This window comes from Paenibacillus doosanensis (assembly GCF_025060755.1).
Lineage (GTDB): Bacteria > Bacillota > Bacilli > Paenibacillales > NBRC-103111 > Paenibacillus_S > Paenibacillus_S doosanensis.
Map to the genome: position 1 here is coordinate 13,582 of NZ_JANYUY010000058.1, position 18,056 is coordinate 31,637.

The 18,056-nt window shown below is 52.7% G+C and carries 18 protein-coding genes and 5 tRNA genes; 17 read left to right on the top strand and 6 right to left on the bottom strand.

Annotated elements, in window-relative coordinates:
- Window positions 1–55: 55 nt before the first annotated feature.
- From N0M98_RS28440 to N0M98_RS28450, 3 genes are all read left to right on the top strand, one after another.
- Window positions 56–529, top strand: coding sequence for a SprT family protein (locus tag N0M98_RS28440; RefSeq protein ID WP_249865901.1), 474 nt, complete (start codon window positions 56–58; stop codon window positions 527–529).
- A gap of 18 nt (window positions 530–547) precedes the next feature.
- Window positions 548–623: transfer RNA gene (locus N0M98_RS28445), tRNA-Asn, on the top strand.
- Between the two features lie 7 nt (window positions 624–630).
- Window positions 631–719 (top strand) — tRNA-Ser (locus N0M98_RS28450).
- 582 nt (window positions 720–1,301) lie between these two features.
- On the opposite strand, the gene N0M98_RS28455 is transcribed toward N0M98_RS28450, so the two are convergent.
- Both N0M98_RS28455 and corA read right to left on the bottom strand, forming a co-directional pair.
- Entirely contained in the window at window positions 1,302–1,970 is a 669-nt protein-coding gene (locus tag N0M98_RS28455; protein WP_259619869.1) for a hypothetical protein, read from the bottom strand.
- Between the two features lie 8 nt (window positions 1,971–1,978).
- Complete coding sequence (gene corA / locus N0M98_RS28460) at window positions 1,979–2,911, bottom strand: magnesium/cobalt transporter CorA (protein ID WP_249865899.1); 933 nt, start codon at window positions 2,909–2,911, stop codon at window positions 1,979–1,981.
- A gap of 149 nt (window positions 2,912–3,060) precedes the next feature.
- Here corA and N0M98_RS28465 point away from each other — a divergent pair.
- From N0M98_RS28465 to N0M98_RS28485, 5 genes are all read left to right on the top strand, one after another.
- Window positions 3,061–3,135 (top strand) — tRNA-Glu (locus N0M98_RS28465).
- Between the two features lie 49 nt (window positions 3,136–3,184).
- Window positions 3,185–3,257 (top strand) — tRNA-Lys (locus N0M98_RS28470).
- Between the two features lie 29 nt (window positions 3,258–3,286).
- Window positions 3,287–3,369 (top strand) — tRNA-Leu (locus tag N0M98_RS28475).
- A 234-nt stretch (window positions 3,370–3,603) separates the two neighbouring features.
- A complete protein-coding gene (locus tag N0M98_RS28480; RefSeq protein ID WP_259619870.1) occupies window positions 3,604–4,098 on the top strand; it encodes a VanZ family protein in 495 nt (164 codons plus the stop codon).
- Window positions 4,099–4,161: 63 nt separating this feature from the next.
- Window positions 4,162–5,550 (top strand): S-layer homology domain-containing protein, encoded by a 1,389-nt coding sequence (locus tag N0M98_RS28485; RefSeq protein ID WP_259619871.1) that lies wholly within the window; start codon window positions 4,162–4,164, stop codon window positions 5,548–5,550.
- A gap of 78 nt (window positions 5,551–5,628) precedes the next feature.
- Here N0M98_RS28485 and N0M98_RS28490 read toward each other — a convergent pair whose 3' ends face one another.
- A complete protein-coding gene (locus N0M98_RS28490; RefSeq protein ID WP_283942826.1) occupies window positions 5,629–6,054 on the bottom strand; it encodes a DUF2621 domain-containing protein in 426 nt (141 codons plus the stop codon).
- Window positions 6,055–6,180: 126 nt separating this feature from the next.
- Between N0M98_RS28490 and N0M98_RS28495 the strand changes: the two genes are divergently transcribed.
- Both N0M98_RS28495 and purU read left to right on the top strand, forming a co-directional pair.
- Window positions 6,181–7,305: a deoxyribonuclease IV gene (locus N0M98_RS28495; RefSeq protein WP_259619872.1), complete on the top strand. Its 1,125-nt coding sequence runs from the start codon at window positions 6,181–6,183 to the stop codon at window positions 7,303–7,305.
- A gap of 44 nt (window positions 7,306–7,349) precedes the next feature.
- Window positions 7,350–8,243, top strand: a complete 894-nt coding sequence (gene purU / locus N0M98_RS28500; RefSeq protein ID WP_259619873.1) for a formyltetrahydrofolate deformylase — start codon at window positions 7,350–7,352, stop codon at window positions 8,241–8,243.
- Window positions 8,244–8,409: 166 nt separating this feature from the next.
- On the opposite strand, the gene N0M98_RS28505 is transcribed toward purU, so the two are convergent.
- Window positions 8,410–9,522: a GGDEF domain-containing protein gene (locus N0M98_RS28505; protein ID WP_259619874.1), complete on the bottom strand. Its 1,113-nt coding sequence runs from the start codon at window positions 9,520–9,522 to the stop codon at window positions 8,410–8,412.
- Between the two features lie 291 nt (window positions 9,523–9,813).
- On the opposite strand from N0M98_RS28505, the gene tkt reads away from it, so the two are divergent.
- A complete protein-coding gene (tkt, locus tag N0M98_RS28510) occupies window positions 9,814–11,823 on the top strand; it encodes a transketolase (protein WP_249865893.1) in 2,010 nt (669 codons plus the stop codon).
- 64 nt (window positions 11,824–11,887) lie between these two features.
- A complete protein-coding gene (gene ppnP / locus N0M98_RS28515; RefSeq protein ID WP_249865892.1) occupies window positions 11,888–12,205 on the top strand; it encodes a pyrimidine/purine nucleoside phosphorylase in 318 nt (105 codons plus the stop codon).
- 186 nt (window positions 12,206–12,391) lie between these two features.
- Here ppnP and N0M98_RS28525 read toward each other — a convergent pair whose 3' ends face one another.
- Window positions 12,392–13,642, bottom strand: coding sequence for an NAD(P)-binding domain-containing protein (locus N0M98_RS28525; RefSeq protein ID WP_310944670.1), 1,251 nt, complete (start codon window positions 13,640–13,642; stop codon window positions 12,392–12,394).
- Between the two features lie 122 nt (window positions 13,643–13,764).
- Here N0M98_RS28525 and N0M98_RS28530 point away from each other — a divergent pair, with 122 nt between their 5' ends.
- From N0M98_RS28530 to N0M98_RS28540, 3 genes are all read left to right on the top strand, one after another.
- Entirely contained in the window at window positions 13,765–15,120 is a 1,356-nt protein-coding gene (locus N0M98_RS28530) for a glucose-6-phosphate isomerase (protein ID WP_259619875.1), read from the top strand.
- 76 nt (window positions 15,121–15,196) lie between these two features.
- Window positions 15,197–15,841, top strand: a complete 645-nt coding sequence (locus N0M98_RS28535) for a YigZ family protein (RefSeq protein WP_259619876.1) — start codon at window positions 15,197–15,199, stop codon at window positions 15,839–15,841.
- Window positions 15,842–16,194: 353 nt separating this feature from the next.
- On the top strand, window positions 16,195–16,809 hold the full coding sequence (locus tag N0M98_RS28540) for a TetR/AcrR family transcriptional regulator (protein WP_249865889.1): 615 nt from the start codon (window positions 16,195–16,197) through the stop codon (window positions 16,807–16,809).
- On the opposite strand, the gene N0M98_RS28545 is transcribed toward N0M98_RS28540, so the two are convergent.
- The gene (locus N0M98_RS28545) at window positions 16,790–17,191 is read right to left on the bottom strand and encodes a secondary thiamine-phosphate synthase enzyme YjbQ (protein WP_259619877.1); all 402 of its coding nucleotides are present in this window, start codon (window positions 17,189–17,191) and stop codon (window positions 16,790–16,792) included. The genes N0M98_RS28540 and N0M98_RS28545 overlap by 20 nt on opposite strands.
- Window positions 17,192–17,329: 138 nt before the next feature.
- On the opposite strand from N0M98_RS28545, the gene N0M98_RS28550 reads away from it, so the two are divergent.
- Window positions 17,330–17,551 carry a DUF1128 domain-containing protein gene (locus tag N0M98_RS28550; RefSeq protein WP_249865887.1) on the top strand — a complete coding sequence of 74 codons (222 nt, stop codon included), beginning with the start codon at window positions 17,330–17,332 and terminating at the stop codon, window positions 17,549–17,551.
- A gap of 139 nt (window positions 17,552–17,690) precedes the next feature.
- On the top strand, window positions 17,691–17,993 hold the full coding sequence (locus N0M98_RS28555) for a hypothetical protein (protein WP_249865886.1): 303 nt from the start codon (window positions 17,691–17,693) through the stop codon (window positions 17,991–17,993).
- Window positions 17,994–18,056 lie beyond the last annotated feature (63 nt).

Genomic DNA, 18,056 nt, shown 5'->3' on the forward strand with positions numbered 1-18,056 from the left:
TGATGCGGTTACAATTCAAGTAACAAAAACGAAAGATTCGAAGGGAAGAGAAGCCGTGGATGACCGTCAGCTGCAGCATTGGGTGGAACAAATATCGATAACCTCGTTCGGGCGTCCGTTTTTGCACAAGGCTCGTTTCAACCGCAGATTAACCTCGACGGGAGGGCGTTATTTTACGAAGACGCATGATATCGAAATCAGCTGGCATCAACTGGAGCAGTTCGGCGCAGAGGATGTCGAGAAAATTATTAAGCACGAGCTGTGCCATTATCATCTGCATCTCATGAACCGGGGGTACCAGCATCGCGACGCCGATTTCAAAACGCTGCTGAAGCAGGTCGGAGGCACGCGGTTTTGCCGGTCGCTGCCGACGGTCAAGCGCAAAGAGCCTTACCGGTACAAGCTGATCTGCACCAACTGCCGGATGGAGTATTTGCGTAAAAGAAAGCTCGACCCGAACAAATACGCATGCGGCAAATGCCGAGGGAAGCTGAAACTGTATACTCTTGACATTCAAAAACATTCATGATAAATTAAAAATTGTTATTCCCTGATAGCTCAGTTGGTAGAGCACTCGACTGTTAATCGAGTTGTCACAGGTTCGAGTCCTGTTCGGGGAGCCACTACTTTGGAGAGATACCCAAGTGGCTATAAGGGGACCCTCTGCTAAGGGGTTAGACTGCGTAAGTGGTGCGAGGGTTCGAATCCCTCTCTCTCCGTAGACGAAGAAACCGCCGTAAGGCGGTTTTTTGCTGTTCCCGGAAACTGCTCGCGGCCGCTTCCGGCGGTATCGGCTAGCGGGCCGCCCGCAGGCCGCGCGTAAATCATCGCGCAATAGCTAGGAGTTGTGCATATTGAATGAATAATGACAGCCTATTTTGCCGCTAACGCTGCTTAATTGCTGTCATTTTGCATATATATATCTTCTACGTCGTTCATCGGACAGAGATTCTTAGAAGTGTGGCGAAAAAGTGGCCGGAGAGTCGGTAGAGAGTTGGAACAGCGTAATTGTTCGCCTTTGTTCCCGGATCTCATCCGTTTCACGGGCTTAACGACTCAAGAAATCTGGGAACAAGAGCGATCGGAAGATGCTTTCGCATGCGCAGCGGGCGTTTTTCACCACGCCTCTAAAAGGGTGGTGAAAAAGTCCGCTGCGGTGTCCATTTGATCCTCCAATCGCTGTTGAAAACGGATTCTTTGGATTGTTTTTCGTTATTCTGCGGAGAGAATCCGTTTTCAAAGGCGAACGCTTACGCTTTTCCAGATTCAAATGGCCCCTCCGCTCTTTTTTCACCACGCCTCTAATCCTGCAGGTCCTTCTTATAGTACAAATAAACGAGAATGGCTAGCGCTCCGAGGATCACCATCAATAAAATCAGCAAATACTCCTGATAATTTAGCAGCCAGTACACCGAGCTGGAAATAGCCAGGATGCCAATCGTATTGATCACGGTTTTGGCCAGTTGGCCTCCGCTGCTTTTACGGCTCATATATAGGTCGAGCGGCGGCTTCATCAGGAACGAAAACCCGTAATGAAACCGGTACAGCAGGTAGGCAATGCCGAAGGAGCATAATTCACAGGAAACCTGAATGATGAAGATTCCCGTTCCCGCGGGCTGCTGCGCTTCCTCGGCCGAGACAATGCCCGCCGCCAGCAGCGAGAAATAGACGATAAATTGAATCACGTTAAAGGCCAGGCAGCCGACGGCCGTCACATCGACAGCGTGAAACAGGCTGACCTTGATCAAGTACCGCAGCAAAACGACATACAAAATAAACTGAACGGCCAAGTCGTAGCTGGGAATATCCCACACCATCCGAATCAGATAGGACGCCACCGATAACGTCACGGCGATGAGAGAAAGCTTGGCTCCGAACTCCCAGAACGGCCACCGGAACGTTTTGAACATCAGGGCCAGAATAGCCATAACGTCCAGGTAACCGAACAGAAGGTAAAGAAATGTTTGCATAAATTCACCTAGATCCATTTTTTCCACTTAAAAATAAGCCACATGACGACGCTCACGGCAATTAACACGACCCAGACGTATGCATATCCGAAGCTCCAGTTCAGCTCGGGAATGTCTTTGAAATTCATGCCGTACAAGCCCACGACAAAGGTCAGCGGGAGAAAGATGGAACTGATAATCGTTAAAGTCTTCATGATCTCGTTCATCCGGTCCGACTTCATATTCATTTGGAGCTCGAGCAGACCGCTGAACGATTCTCTGAACGTATCCAGCGAATCGACAACCCGCGAGAGATGGTCGTAGACGTCGATGAAATAAACGTCCGTTTCGGCTCTCGTATACGGAAACGTATGATGGGTAATCGATCCGATGATCGTTTTTTCCTCGGCGATAATGCGCCTCAGTTTATGAATGGCCCGTTTGTGCTGAAACACATCCTTGGACACGTGAAGATACGGATTATGGAATACGCGGCGCTCGAGCTGATCGACCAGATCCTCGATATGGTCGGTCACATCCGTATATCCGTCGACGCAATGGTCCAGCAGACGGTGCAGCATAAGTCCGGGATGCTCCGTTCGCTCCGTTACGGCCAGCAGTTCCCGCCGCAGATCGTCTATGAAGCCGAGCGGCTGCTTGGTGATCGTAATGAGAAAATTGGCGCCGATCACGATGCCTATTTCCACGTGCGTCAGCTTTTTGTCCACAACGGCAAAAAAGGTGAGGAAAATATGATCCTTGTAACGGTCCATCTTGGGCCGCTGGTTGAGCTTGGTACAGTCCTCCACGACCAGGGGATGACAGCCGAACAGGTCGCCGACAACCTGCTGCACCTCGGATGGAGTCGGGCGGAGCAGATGAATCCAGACGATCTCCTGAGCGGAAGGCAGCCGAATTTCTTGCTCCGTCACTTGATTGGTTTCGAGATTTCGTACGATCATTGGGACGGTTCACCTCATTGGTCACAATATACCATAGTTTCATCAAAGGGAACGCTAAAATTTTTTTGAAAAAAGGGCTTGTCAATCGAAAAGCATTCGGCTATAATAACACTTGTCGTCAAAAAGGACGGCGGAAAATTGTACGGCAAGGCCCGTTGGTCAAGGGGTTAAGACACCTCCCTTTCACGGAGGTAACAGGGGTTCGAATCCCCTACGGGTCACCATTTATGTGTTTCGGGACCGAATGGCTCATCGGAATTCATGCTCTGATAAGAGCCATTAGCTCAGTTGGTAGAGCACCTGACTTTTAATCAGGGTGTCGAAGGTTCGAGTCCTTCATGGCTCATGTTTTTTTTCCTCATTATATATTAGCTTGCGGTTGTGGTGGAATGGCAGACACGCCATCTTGAGGGGGTGGTGGGCTTACGCCCGTGGAGGTTCGAGTCCTCTCAACCGCATTTATCCAACGAACCTACAATCCCTTGGACACAAGGGATTTTTTTGTTGTCTGAACTGATGGAAGGAAAAGTGACCGGAAAGCCGATAAGGAGTCGGAACATCGTCAGGGGTCGCTATAAAAGGATGGACGGAGGGTCTCCGTTCCGAGTTGCATAATCAAAAAAATCCGGGCGGCGGCAGCCGGAGAACGGCGTCCGTCTTGTTAATATGCCCCATGGAGGCGGTTTGTTACGATGCGGCGAAAAAAATGGAAGTTTCTGTTGTGGCTCGCGCTGACCTGCGCATGGCTCGTGCTTATCTTTGTAAAATCGGCTCAAACCTATTCGGAGCAGGATATCCGGCCGCTGCTGGCGGAGTGGCTTCCTTACGACCTGCTGATGAAATGGCTGCCGCATATCGAATTTTATTACGATCACGGATTGGTAACATGGACCCAGCCGTACGATTTTATCGAGTTTTTCATTCGCAAGGGCGGACATGTGACGGAGTATTTGGTGCTGTGCTTCTTAAGCGTCATGACGCTGCTCGCTAAGCCCGCAGGCAGAGTGACGGCGGTCCTCGCCGGTACGGTATTCTCGGTGCTGTACGCCGCCTCGGACGAATGGCATCAATCGTTTGTCGCCGGACGTACCGGTCATGCCATCGACGTAGGGGTCGACGCGATCGGCGCCGTGCTGATGGCGCTTATTTTTACGGCGGTCTTCCTCATTGCGGGCAGGAAAAAATAAGGAATGAATTAACAAATCGTCCGGCGGAATCCGATATAATATAGTGGATGGGAGGGGATGCCGGTGAAGAATAAATCACGACGTATCAAAGGCGTATGGCTGATGTGGCTGGTCATGATAGGGCTTGCCTTGCCCGCGCTGCCGGCCCGGGCCGACGCTGGGTTCAGCGATGTCGATCCGCAAAAAAACAGCTGGGCGGTCGGTTCCATTTACTTGATGGCGCAAAAGCAAGTGCTGACCGGATATCCGGACGGAACGTTTCGCCCGAACCAAACGATCAGCAAAGCCGAATGGACTGCAATGATCTATCGTTTGTTCGACAAATACCGACCTAACTTATATGCGACGGGGCTGCAAAAAATCGACGGCTTCGCCGACGTGTCGCCGGAGCATTGGGCCTATAAGCCGATATCGGAAATATACAGCCACTCGTTCAATTGGGGCGTGTACGGCCTGTCCAATATGGGACAGCTGACGTTCCGTCCGGATATGCAGCTCACGCGGCTGCAGCTGGCCGACATGCTGTATTCGTTTTTCGATACGCGGCTGATCGACCGGCGGATGAGTCCGAACGATATCTGTTCGGTGGTGTCGGACTTCAAAGATATTTCGTATAAAATGTACGCCGATAAAAATCAATATGAGGACGCCGCCAAAACGGACGGCCGTTACGACGCGGCGGGCTCCGCAGCGACGTTGGCGGGGGAAGTGCTGCCGGTCTTGTTTCTGGGCACGGGCAAAAGCGACTGCTCCTTCGGCACGGATGCTTTCTCCAACGCGCAGGCGAGCAGCCTCGCCAGCCTTCAGGCATCGGGCATTATGACGGCGAACGAGCTCGGTTATTTTCGGCCTTTGGACAAGGTGACCCGCGCGGAGGCGGTGACGATTTTAAACCGTATCTACAATTATTTAAGCAAAAATTACTGGCTCGGAGATTATACGACGATTCAGCTGGATCAAACGGGGGCCGGCAGCTCCGGAGGTTCAGCGGGGAGCGGCGGCGGCGGTTCCGGATCTTCGGGCGTTTACAATCCCGATACGTCCTCCTACTATCCGGACTGGCAGGATACGGGAGGCGATATATCCGGCAGCTGGTCCAACGATTCGATCGTTAATGTGACGGATTATTTCGATGATAAAGGAGTTTTAACGAAAAATCTGCAGAACGGGGAAATCGAAGCGGCGGTGCAGCCCAAGGAGAACCGGTACTTAACCGTCGACCTGAAATCGCAGGACAAGGTCGATCTGTATTTGATTCTGGACGGGAAGATCGCTTTCTTAAAGCAGGAGGAGCTGCCCAAGACGATAGAACTGGACGGGATCAAGCTGGTAGGCTTCCGCACGCTGCAGCGCAATCCGAATCCGATGAGAGTCGGAGGGACGACGGCGACGCTTACGGTTAAGCTTAGCGTCGACAAGCCGGACACCTCCAAACCGGGGAAGAAAAAATAAACGCATGACAAAGGGCTTCCGGCGATCGGATATCGCGGAAGCCCTGTATGTTTTGGCCGATGCCGTTCGGAAAGCCGATTATTGGAGCAAATGCTTGAACGCGCTGTAGTCGATCTGCTTTTTGTCCAAATACGAAATCAGGCTTTTATAATCTCTTTTGGGTGTGGCCAAAATATATCCTTCGATGCAGTGCTGCTCGGTAATGCTGTCGGCCTTGCTCTCCAGCGCGACTTGACCGATCTTGGCCGCTATGGAATGACGGGCGATATCGCGGAACGGCGCAGGCACGGGATCGACCAGCACGTCGAGAAACGCCTTGGCCTCGTCGGTCCATAGATGACGGGAGGATTCGACATAATAGTTTTGCCAATCGAGTTTGCTTTTGCCGTCCGCCATTGGCAGCACCTTGAAAAATTTGCGGAACATAAAGTAGCCGCCGATCGACATGAAGGAAATGAGCACAAACACCCAAAACAAGATAAACCACATAAACCAGGAATTCATGATTATTGTCACCTCATCCTCATTATACCTTACTTTGGAGAGTTCCAAAAGCAAAAGTCACCTTGTGGACAAGGGGGAATCCTAGTAGAATAGAGAGAGTGCGAAAAAAAGGAGATGAGGAATACGATGGTCAAAATCGGTTCTCACGTATCGTTTTCGGATAAAGGGCTGTTGAACGCTGCGGAAGAAGCAGTATCTTACGGGTCTTCTACATTTATGATATACACGGGGGCGCCGCAAAATACGCGCCGCAAGCCGATAGAATCGCAATTCATCGAGGAAGGCAGAGCGTTGATGGAGCAGCACGGCATTGGCGAAATCATCGTTCATGCTCCGTACATTATAAATCTCGGTTCCTATAAAGACGACACGTATGAGTTAGCCGTCCGCTTTTTGCAAGAAGAGATTCGCCGTACCGACTACTTGGGCGTGAAGCAGATCGTGCTGCATCCGGGCGCTTATACGGAGAAGGACGCCGAGTATGGGTTGGCAAGAATTGCCCAAGGACTTAACGAAGTATTGTCCGGCGTGAAGGACACGAACGTCAATATCGCTTTGGAGACGATGGCGGGCAAAGGCACGGAGATGGGACGCAGCTTTGAAGAGATGGCGGCGATTATCGATAAGGTGGAGGATAACGGGCGTTTATCCGTCTGCTTCGATACCTGTCACGTTCATGATGCCGGATATGATATTATCAATGATTTGGACGGCGTGCTGGAGCATTTCGACAACGTCGTCGGCTTGGACCGGATCGCCGTCGTTCACTTGAACGACAGCAAAAATCCGAAGGGAGCGAGCAAAGACCGCCATGCTCCTGTAGGCGCAGGATGGATCGGCTTCGAAGCGATGAATAATGTCGTGCATCACGAGAAGCTGGCTCATCTTCCGCTCATCCTGGAAACTCCTTGGATCGGCAAGGAGGACAAGCTGCAGCGTCCGATGTACGAGGCGGAGATTGCTCTGCTCAGCGGAACGGTAGAGCAGCGCTTCGGCTCCAGCTTCATGGAGGACGTCGAGCGTCTGGCGCATTTCTTCGGCAAGCAGGACGTCAATCATCGCGATTACGTGCTGCAAACGTGGGAGATGCTGAAGAGCGATGCCAAGAAGCGCAAAGAAGACGGCCGCGAGCCGATGGAACGGCTGTACGATATGGTCGCGGAGCACCGGGTATTCACGGAGCTGTCCGAAGAGCAAATTAACCACCGTTTGACGGCCTGGCTGGCAGGCCAAAAAGTGTTCCAACTGTAGTCCAGCGGCAATGATTTTGAATCGATGAAGGAGTAGTTAGCGTCATGACACCGAACGTATTTCCTAAAAACCAGCGGGACAATTTAAAAAACCGCGCAAGAATGCTTGTTTCTTGTCCGGATCAGCCGGGCATCGTCGCCGCGGTTTCCCGTTTTCTTTACGAGCATGGAGCCAATATCGTCCAATCCGACCAATATACGATGGACCCGGAAGGCGGCTTGTTCTTTATACGTATTGAGTTCGATCTCGAAAACCTGGACGATCGCCGCGAGCAGCTGAAGACGGATTTCTCCGTTGTAGCCGAGCAGTTCCAGATGAAATGGAGCATCAACCGGGCGAGCCGCAAGAAGCGTCTGGCGATTTTCGTCTCGAAGGAAGACCATGCTCTGCTGGAGCTGCTGTGGCAGTGGCAGGCGGGAGATCTTGAAGCGGACATCGCGATGGTGATCAGCAATCATAACGATATGCGAGCTTTGGTCGAATCGTTCGACATTCCGTACCATCATATTCCGGTAACGGCGGAGACGAAGGCGGAAGCGGAGCGCCGGCAGCTTGAGCTTGTGCTCGGGAAGGTCGACGCGGTCGTATTGGCCCGTTATATGCAGATTATTACGCCGAAATTTATCGAGCATTTCCCGAACCGGATCATCAATATTCACCACTCGTTCCTTCCGGCGTTCGTCGGCGGCAAGCCTTACGCTCAGGCGTATAACCGCGGCGTGAAAATCATCGGCGCCACCGCGCACTACGTTACGGAAGAGCTGGACGGCGGACCGATTATCGAGCAGGACGTGCAGCGAGTCAGCCACCGCGACAATGTCGACGACCTGAAGCGGATCGGCCGCCATATCGAGCGTACGGTGCTGGCGCGCGCCGTGGCGTGGCATGTGGAAGACCGCGTCATCGTGCACGGCAACAAAACGGTTGTATTTAGCTAATTCGACATGTAGAAAATAAGAAACGGATTCGTACGGAAGCCGGGCGGACAAGCCCGCGTACGGGTCCGTTTTTTTATATGCGGCGGAACCCGGGCGGGCGTGCCGAAACAGACCGAATTCCTGAAGGGCTAAGGATTCCGGTCTTAGGCAGGTTCAGATGCAAGGGTTAGACTCCCTTGGGGTCGTTGCCGCGTCGGGTTTGCACGACGGTCTTGTTCTTGCCGGTTCGTTTGGCCGAATAGAGCGAAGCGTCGGCTCCTTTGAACAGCGCTTCTTTGCCTTCGCCTCTCACATACTCGTGCAGGCCGATGCTGATCGTGACGGCTTGCGAATCGAGCTCGGGATGGATCGTAACCGACAGCTTTTGGCGGATTTGTTCGGTGATGCGGAGCGCTTGCTCGATCGTTTTTTCCGTAAAAATAACGGCGAACTCCTCCCCTCCGTAGCGGACGACAAAATCGTTCGGGGTCACCGTTTCTTTGATGATGTTCGCTACCCGCTGGAGGACGATGTCGCCTACCCAGTGGCCGTAGGTGTCGTTAATTTTTTTGAAGTTGTCGATGTCCAAAATGGCCAGCTGTAGAGCCAGGTGATTGCGCTCGTGCTGCTCGACGAGTTTTTCCAAATATTCGTGAAACGTCTTGTGATTGTATAAATCCGTAAGGGCGTCCATCTTAGAGAGCTTGTCCATGATGACGTTTTTGACCAGCAGCTCCTGTTTCGCTTCGGTGGCGATTCGCAGATTGTTGAGCAGCTCGATGCCGCTGACGGATATATTGAGCGAGATGATCGTCGTACCGACGTACAGAAACAGCGTGCCGATCACATGAATCGGCTGCATCGACGCGCGAAGCTCGGGAGTGACCGCATACATGACGGCAAAGCAGACCAAGGTAAGTGAAAAAGCGGCCAGAATGCGTTTCTTGTTGAACGAAAGAACGGAGGTTAGGATGGGAAAGATGTATATTGCAGGTACGATGCCGATGGTCGGATTGACGTAGATAATGGATGAGGCGTAGAGGATGCCCGTAATAATCATCAGGTCGTCGCTTTGAACTTTGCGATAGCGGTACAGCATCTCCGTTATCCCCGTTATCGCGGCCAAGCCTACGGCTTGCAGAAGCAGAGTGCCGAGCAGTCCGGCTTCCCCCGGCTTGCCTTCCATTTGATGAATGCAATATTCCAGTGCAACGGTAAGGACAATCGTAATCCAGTATAGATTCAGCATTTTCCGATACGTTTGACGCATGTTGGCCAGCTCTAACAACAGATGATTCATAATCGGCTCTTACCACTCCAAATGAACAGGATTCGGTGATCGACAAATACTACATATTCGCCAAAACGCGGGAAATTCCTTCGAGGCTGCTTGTCATTTCCAAACGTTTTTTTTAATCTTCCGTTAGGTTTAGGTTGGCAAACTGAAACGGACAATGGTAAAATGGTGCAAGTGAGTTTATGTGCCAATGGTTATGCACACGTTAACAACGCCGTTTATTCCCGCATTTTATAGGCTTTAGGCCGCGTGGGCGGGAGATGCAGCTTCACTAACATTATAGGAGGGTTTTTCATGACAGTATTGAATAAAGCGATCGAGCAATTGTCCATCGACACGATTCGCACTTTGTCCATTGATGCCATCGAGAAGGCGAAATCGGGTCATCCGGGTATGCCGATGGGCGCTGCGCCGATGGGTTACGAGCTGTTCGCCAAAACGATGAACCATAATCCGGATAATCCGACTTGGATTAACCGCGACCGCTTCGTGCTTTCCGCAGGCCACGGCTCGATGCTGCTGTACAGCCTGCTTCACTTGAGCGGATACGATCTTCCTATGGAGGAGCTCAAGCAATTCCGTATGTGGGGAAGCAAAACGCCGGGCCATCCGGAAGTGGGCCATACGGCCGGCGTAGACGCTACGACAGGTCCTCTGGGACAAGGCTTCGGTATGGGCGTCGGTATGGCTATGGCGGAAGCGCATTTGGCTTCCGTTTACAATAAAGATCAATTTAACGTTATCGACCACTATACGTACGTGATTTGCGGCGACGGCGACCTGATGGAGGGAATTTCCTCCGAGGCGGCATCGCTGGCGGGCCACATGAAGCTCGGTAAGCTGGTCGTATTGTACGATTCCAACGACATTTCCCTGGACGGCGAGCTCAACCTGTCCTTCTCCGAGTCGGCTGTTCGCCGGTTCGAAGGCTACGGCTGGCAAGTGCTGCGCGTTGAGGACGGCAACGATCTGAACGCTATCGAGAGCGCGATTGCCGAAGCGAAGAACGACGATCGTCCGACGCTGATCGAAGTGAAGACGATTATCGGCTTCGGCAGCCCGAACAAAGCGGGCAAAGGCGGACATGCCGGTCCTCACGGATCTCCGCTCGGCACGGACGAAGTGGCTTTGACCAAGAAAGCTTACGGCTGGCCTGAAGATCAGCATTTCTATGTGCCTGAAGAAGTGCGCGCTCACTTCGCTGCTGTGAAGCAAAAAGGCATCGAGGCTAACGCGGCTTGGCAGCAAATGTTCGCCGAGTATGCGAAGGCATATCCCGAGCTTGCGAAGCAGTTCGAAACGGCCGTTAACGGCGATTTGCCCGAAGGCTGGGATAAAGATATTCCGGAAGCGGCCCCTGCGGAAAAAGGAACCCGTACGGCATCCGGCATCGTGCTGAACGCCATTGCCAAAAACGTGCCTTCGCTCGTAGGCGGCTCGGCTGACCTCGAGTCCTCCACGATGACGCATATGAAGGATCTCGGCGTGATGACGGCCAAAGATTACAGCGGTCAAAACATCTATTTCGGCGTGCGCGAATTCGGTATGGGCGCTGCCGTCAACGGGATGCTGCTGCACGGCGGTCTGAAAGTATTCGGCGGCACGTTCTTCGTCTTCTCCGACTACTTGCGTCCGGCGATTCGTCTGGCTTCGATCATGGGCGTGCCTGCGATCTATGTCTTTACGCACGACAGCATCGGCGTCGGCGAAGACGGTCCTACGCATGAGCCGATCGAGCAATTGGCCGCCCTGCGAGTCATTCCGGGCGTAACGGTCATCCGTCCTGCGGACGGCGACGAAACGGCTGCGGCTTGGCGCTATGCGGCGGAGAACAAGAAGGGCCCTGTCGCCTTGATCTTCTCGCGTCAAGCGGCTCCTAAGCTGGAAGGCACAGAGCAGGCGAAAGCAAGCCTCGCGCGCGGCGCTTATGTTCTGTCCGATGCTCCAAGCGGCAAAGCGCAGGCGCAAATCATCGCGACTGGTACGGAAGTACAGCTGGCGGTTGCGGCGCAAAAGCAATTGGCGGAAGAAGGCGTACAAGTTCGCGTCATCAGCATGCCTAGCTGGGAGCTGTTCGACAAGCAATCGCAGGAGTACAAAGATTCCGTTATCCTCCCTGACGTTAAAGCGCGTCTTGCCGTGGAAATGGGTCATTCCTTCGGCTGGGAACGTTATGTCGGCGAACAAGGCAGCGTGCTCGGCATCGATCGCTTCGGCGCATCCGCTCCGGGTCCGGTTGTCATTAAAGAGTACGGCTTTACGGTAGAAAATGTAGTTGCCCGCGTGAAGCAGCTGCTGAAATAAATGATCTTAAGAAGGCCGGGCCGCTTGACGGTTCGGCCTCTATTCCAAAGGAGAACAGAGCGCGATGTCCCAATTCGAGCAAGTAACCGTATTGAAAAAAGCGAACTTTTATTTCGACGGCAAAGTAACCAGCCGCACCGTCATTTTCGCGGACGGCACCAAGAAAACGCTGGGCGTTATGCTTCCGGGAGAATATGAATTCGGAACGGATGCGAAGGAAATTATGGAAATCCAGGCTGGAGAGCTGGACGTGCTGCTTCCCGATTCCAGCGAGTGGATTCATATTAACGGCACAGGCGAATTTACCGTTCCCGCGAAATCGAAGTTCAAGCTGCAGGTGAAAACACCTACCGACTACTGCTGCTCCTACATTGCAGAGTAATCCGAGCCTGATACTTAGAAAACAGACGAAGAACGATGGAAAAATACCCTGCCGGGCAAGCACATTCATGCTTCTTGGCAGGGTATTTGACTTAAGTGACCGGCAGCTTTAGGTTACAGGGGCTACGCGACAACGACGAACGAAAGACGATGTTCCGCATGCGCCGTCGGCGTGTTTCACCGCCTTCTAGCCGGTTTGATCTTGTTGATGGCTGGCGATATAGTTCTCCAGCTGCAGACGGTCGTAGGGAGCCAGACCCGACAGCAGGCAGCCGTAACGGAACGAACCGCTGTTGTCGCTTTCGATCCGGATGACTCTGCCGGTAATCGGCGGCAGCTTAGCCTCCTGAGCGAAGTGAATGACGACGAACATATCTTCGGCAAGCGGGAATTCGGATATGAGCTGAAGTCCGTTCCCGGACAAATCGTACAGCGTGCCGGGGATCGTCTGGCCTGTGAAGGCGCCTTCCTGCTCCCATTGATGCACGGAGAGATGGATCGGAACGCGAAGCTGCAGGCGGGCCGTCCTCCGGCGCTCCTCGACGCTGGCGGATTTGCCGATCGGCATATGCATCCACTCCTCATAGCACTGCGCTACGGCGCACAGATCGGCTTCCCCCAGACCTTTGCCGAGTCCCATCTGGAATAGCCCGGCCGCCGCTTTGAGCATCGGAGAAGGCATTTGGAGCCGGTTCGTTACGTCGCCGGCGAGAAGCAAATCCTTCAACATCAGCTGCAGTGAGAATTGACTGCTGAAGTCGCGGTTGATCAGTTGGCCGCCTCTAAGCTCCGCCTGCTTGCTGTTCGCGCTGCCCGCCAGCACGATTTGCAGAAATTGCTCGGCGTCGAGTCCCGCTTTGGCCGCGATGGACAAGCCTTCGATCAAGCCCAGCGCATTAATGCCGACGATCGTGTTGTTGGCGAGCTTGGCGTAAGAGCCCGAGCCGGAGGGGCCCATGTAGACGATTTTGCTGCCGAGAGCCTCGAAGATGTCGCGTTCGCGCTCCAGGGCAGCCTGTTCGCCGCCGACCATAAACACCAGTGTGCCGCTCTCCGCCGCAGGCTTGCTGCCTGTAACGGGAGCGTCGAGGAAATCGACGGCGCGGCCGAGCAGCTCGTGATGGATTCGTTTGCTGGTGTCCGGGGATACCGTGCTGCAATCGATGACGGTTTTCCCTGCGCGCAGCCCGTGAATGACGCCGGACTCGCCGAGCACGGCCTCCAGGACGACGGCATCGTTACTCAGCATCGTCATGACGACGTCGGCTTCTTCGGCCGCCTCCATGGGGGTTGCTGCCGTCCGGGCGCCCAGCTTAACCAACTCGGCGGCTTTTTCCGCGCTTCGATTATATAAAACGACATCGTATCCTTGGTTCAACAGATTGGCGGCCATAGGTTTGCCCATGGTCCCTAATCCGATAAATCCTACCTTTTTCATCCAATCACCTCTGTCTTATTGTAGCATTTTGCCAAAACGGTGTGAATGACGTACTTGCTTTTATGCTGTGAAGTAAAGTATTCTAGTTTCGTAAAGTTCAAATACCCTAAGGAGGATGAAAAATGAGCGCAAAATTATCGTTTGATTATAGTAAAGCACTATCTTTCATTCAACAGCACGAGGTTGACTATCTTGCCGAGCCGATTCGGCTTGCTCATGAGCAATTACATAATAAAACCGGCGCAGGTTCCGATTATTTGGGATGGATCGACCTGCCGGTCGATTACGATAAAGCCGAGTTCGAGCGCATCGGACAAGCGGCTAAGAAGATTCAGTCGGATTCCGACGCTTTGGTCGTTATCGGGATCGGCGGATCTTACCTGGGAGCGCGCGCAGCGATCGAGATGCTGTCCCATTCCTTCTACAATTTGCTGCCTAAGGGCAAGCGCAAGACGCCGGAAGTTTACTTCGTCGGCAATAACATCAGCTCGACGTATGTGACGCATTTGCTGCAGCTGCTGGAAGGCAAGGACATTTCCGTCAATGTGATCTCCAAATCGGGGACAACGACGGAGCCGGCGATCGCCTTCCGTATTTTCCGCGAGCTGCTGGAGAAAAAATACGGCAAGGAAGAAGCGCGCAAACGGATTTATGCGACGACCGACCAAGCCAGAGGCGCTCTGAAGAAGCTGGCGACAGAAGAAGGCTACGAGTCCTTCGTCATTCCGGACGACGTAGGCGGCCGTTATTCCGTGCTTACGGCGGTAGGGCTGCTGCCGATCGCTACGGCCGGCATCGATATCGAAGCGATGATGCGCGGCGCTGCGGATGCCAGAGAGGCGTTCTCCAGCCCGAATCTGGCCGAAAATCCGAGCTACCAATATGCGGCTGTCCGCAACGCTCTGTACCGCAAAGGCAAAACGACGGAAATCCTCGTCAATTACGAGCCGTCTTTGCATTTCGTTTCGGAATGGTGGAAACAGCTGTTCGGGGAGAGCGAAGGCAAAGACAACAAAGGCATTTACCCGGCTTCCGTCGATTTCTCTACCGATCTTCACTCGATGGGTCAATTCATTCAGGAAGGCAACCGCACCTTGTTCGAAACGGTCATTCAAGTGACGGAGGTCGCCGAGCATATTACGATCGGCACGGATGCCGACGATTTGGACGGGCTGAACTTCTTGAGCGGCAAGACGATGGACTTCGTGAACAAGAAGGCGTTCGAAGGCACGATGCTCGCTCATACGGACGGAGGGGTGCCTAATCTGATCGTGACACTGCCGGATACAAGCGCGTATACATTCGGATATATGGTGTACTTCTTTGAAAAAGCATGCGGCATCAGCGGTTACCTGCTGGGCGTAAATCCGTTCGATCAGCCGGGCGTCGAGGCTTACAAGAAGAACATGTTCGCTTTGCTTGGCAAGCCGGGCTACGAGAAAGAAAAAGCGGAGCTGGAAGCAAGACTGGAGAAGTAAGCGTGAACGAAAAAGCGGTCCACCTGTTATGGGTGAACTGCTTTTTTTCCTAAATCGGACAGAAGGGAGGATGCTCATGCTGGCTCAATACAAGACGGTGAAACAATTCGGCGTCGCGGAAATTGTGATCAAGAAATCGCGGTTTATCGGACATGCGCGGCCCGTAGCTACCGAAGAGGAAGCGGTTCAGTTTATCGAGAGCATCAAGAAGGAGCATTGGTCGGCTACCCACAATTGTTCCGCTTATATGATCGGGGAGCGGGACGAAATTCAGAAGCAATCCGATGACGGGGAGCCGAGCGGTACGGCCGGCAAACCGATTCTGGAGGTTATCAAAAACCAGGGGCTTAAAAATGTAGCGGTTGTCGTCACCCGGTATTTCGGCGGCATTATGCTCGGGGCCGGGGGGTTGATCCGGGCTTATACGGACGGAGCCGTAGTCGGATTGGCGGCTGCGGAGCCGGTGTACCAGGTGCTGCACCGGGAAGTGCTGATCGAGATCGATTACACCTGGCACGGTAAAGTGGAGAACGAACTGCGGGGCCGAGAGATGCTGATGGGAGAGACAATGTTCACCGATAAGGTGACGCTGACTTGTCTGCCGCTGGACGGAGAAGCGGAGCGGTTCATCGCCTGGATGACGGATATAACTCAGGGGCAGGCCGTCATCATTCCCGGAGAGTCCCGGTATATCGAACATACGAAGCAGCCAAGCTTTTAGTAGAAGCGTGGTGAACAAGTGGCCGAATAGTCGATAGAAAGCGGGAACAGCGTAAGCGTTCGCCTTTGTCCGCGGATTTCAACCGTATCACGGGTTAACCATTCAAGAAATCCGGGGACAAGAGCGATCGGAAGATGCTTTCGCATGCGCATTCAGCGTTTTTCGCCATCCTTTTAAAAGGCATGGCTGTTTTTTTGCGCTAATATATGTCGCCAGGGCGGTCTGACAAAATAAATCCATTGTCATATTATTCCAATAAGATTAAATTCATATTTTCTCTTGCTTTGCAGCAATAAAGTGATAAACTATTGAAGTAAGAAAGATATTTAAATAGGAAAGCGAGTTGAATCGCGTTGGCCAGAAAAGCAGTGGCGCAGGAGCTGAGCCGCGAACGGATACTGGAGGAAGCGAGGCAGCTTTTCGCCGAACACGGGTATCATGCTTTAACGATGCGCAGCATCGCCAAAGCGATGGGGTACAGTCACGGCGCGTTATACTATCATTTTAAAGAAAAAGCCGAACTTTTCTATGCGCTCGTCAACCAGGATTTCCATATGCTTCTACAACGACAGAAGGAGATGCTCACCCGTACACGTATGGGCGACATCGGCCAACTGGAGAAGCTGATGCTCGAATTTATCCGGTTCGGTCTGGAGAACCCTTATCATTATGAGATTATGTTTATGATCAACGACTCGGATTTGCAAATTTATGCAAGAACCGAGCAGGCGCAATGTCTTGAACTGTTCGCTACGGTCGTCCGGGCGGTTATCGCCAGACAGCCGGGCAATGAACACAAAATGTACAGCATTCCTTGGAGCTTGTTCATGTCCATGCACGGCTTTATTTCTTATAATATCCGCTATCGTCAATCTTATGAAGATGTGAAGAAGCTGGCCGACCAGCATGTCAAATACTTATGCCAAGCTCTGCAGCCGGCGCCTCAGCTTACCCACGCAACAGTTTGACCAGCACCGTGCGCCGGCGGGGACCGTCGAATTCGCAGAAGTAGATGCCCTGCCAGCGGCCCAGCACAAGCCGGCCGTTCTCAATGAACACCGTTTGCGAGGTGCCCACGGTCATAGCCTTCAAATGCGCGGCTGTGTTTCCCTCGGCATGTCTGTACTTGGGATGCTCCCACGGATATACTTCATCTAATCGCATCAGCACGTCGCGTTTGACGTCGGGATCGGCGTTTTCATTAATGGCAATGCCTGCGGTAGTATGCGGACAATAAATGACCGCCATCCCTTCCTCGGTTTGTTGTTCCTTCACGAGCTCTCCTATCAGACCGGTTATATCGGTCATTTCGTCGCGCCGGTTCGTTTGCAATGTAAGTGTGTGAATCATGCAAGCGCCTCCTTTTCGATTAAGTATCTTTCATGCTGGTATTATACGACAGCGCGCGCGTCTCTACAAAACATGGTACAATGGGTTAGATCAGTATATGCTGCACTAGCCCGGGCAGTAGAAAGGATGAGAAAGCGAATGGATTTGACGGCGAATACGTTGGAGAATGCCGATTTTATGATTGAGGAAATAAAAAAGAAGCTTCGTATGGCTTCGGGAGCCGCATTGAAGGCAACGGCGATGAATGATGAGCAGTACGAGGATTTGAGAGATATTTATGAAATGGTGTCCGGCAAGGCTAATTTCAGCATCAGCGAGATTGAAGCCATTACGACGGAACTCGGGCGTCTGCGCAAGTAGAACGCGCAAGCGCAAGCCCCCGGGCCGCTATCCTATCTTTAAGAGAATAGGGGCATCCGAACAAGCAATCCTTCGTTCATCTCCGTACAATATTGCGTAATGCCAAAGGCATTAGGGAGATTGATGGAGGTGGACATACGTGCAAAAAGCGGTTCGCAAACAGGATGTTCAGAAGTTAATCGGCAAAACCGTTTATGCCCTTAAGAAAGACGGCACCCAAGTCAGCGGCAAGCTTGTCCGTATTAGCGGCAACAAGTTGATTCTGGCTCCGCAAAAGGGCAAGCAAGTAAAAACGTCGGCTTTGGCTCCGTTGGTGCTGTTCGACCTGCTTGCTATCGGAACGGCTCCATATGCAGGCTTATACGGCGGGTATCCATACGGCGGTTACGGCTATGGCGGTTTTGGCCCGTACGGCGGCGGCTTTTACGGCGGTTTCTGGTAAACGGGAAAGCGCCGCTTCTTTGCTGCGCTGAAATGGAGTAAAAAAAAAGCTTATCCAAAGCCT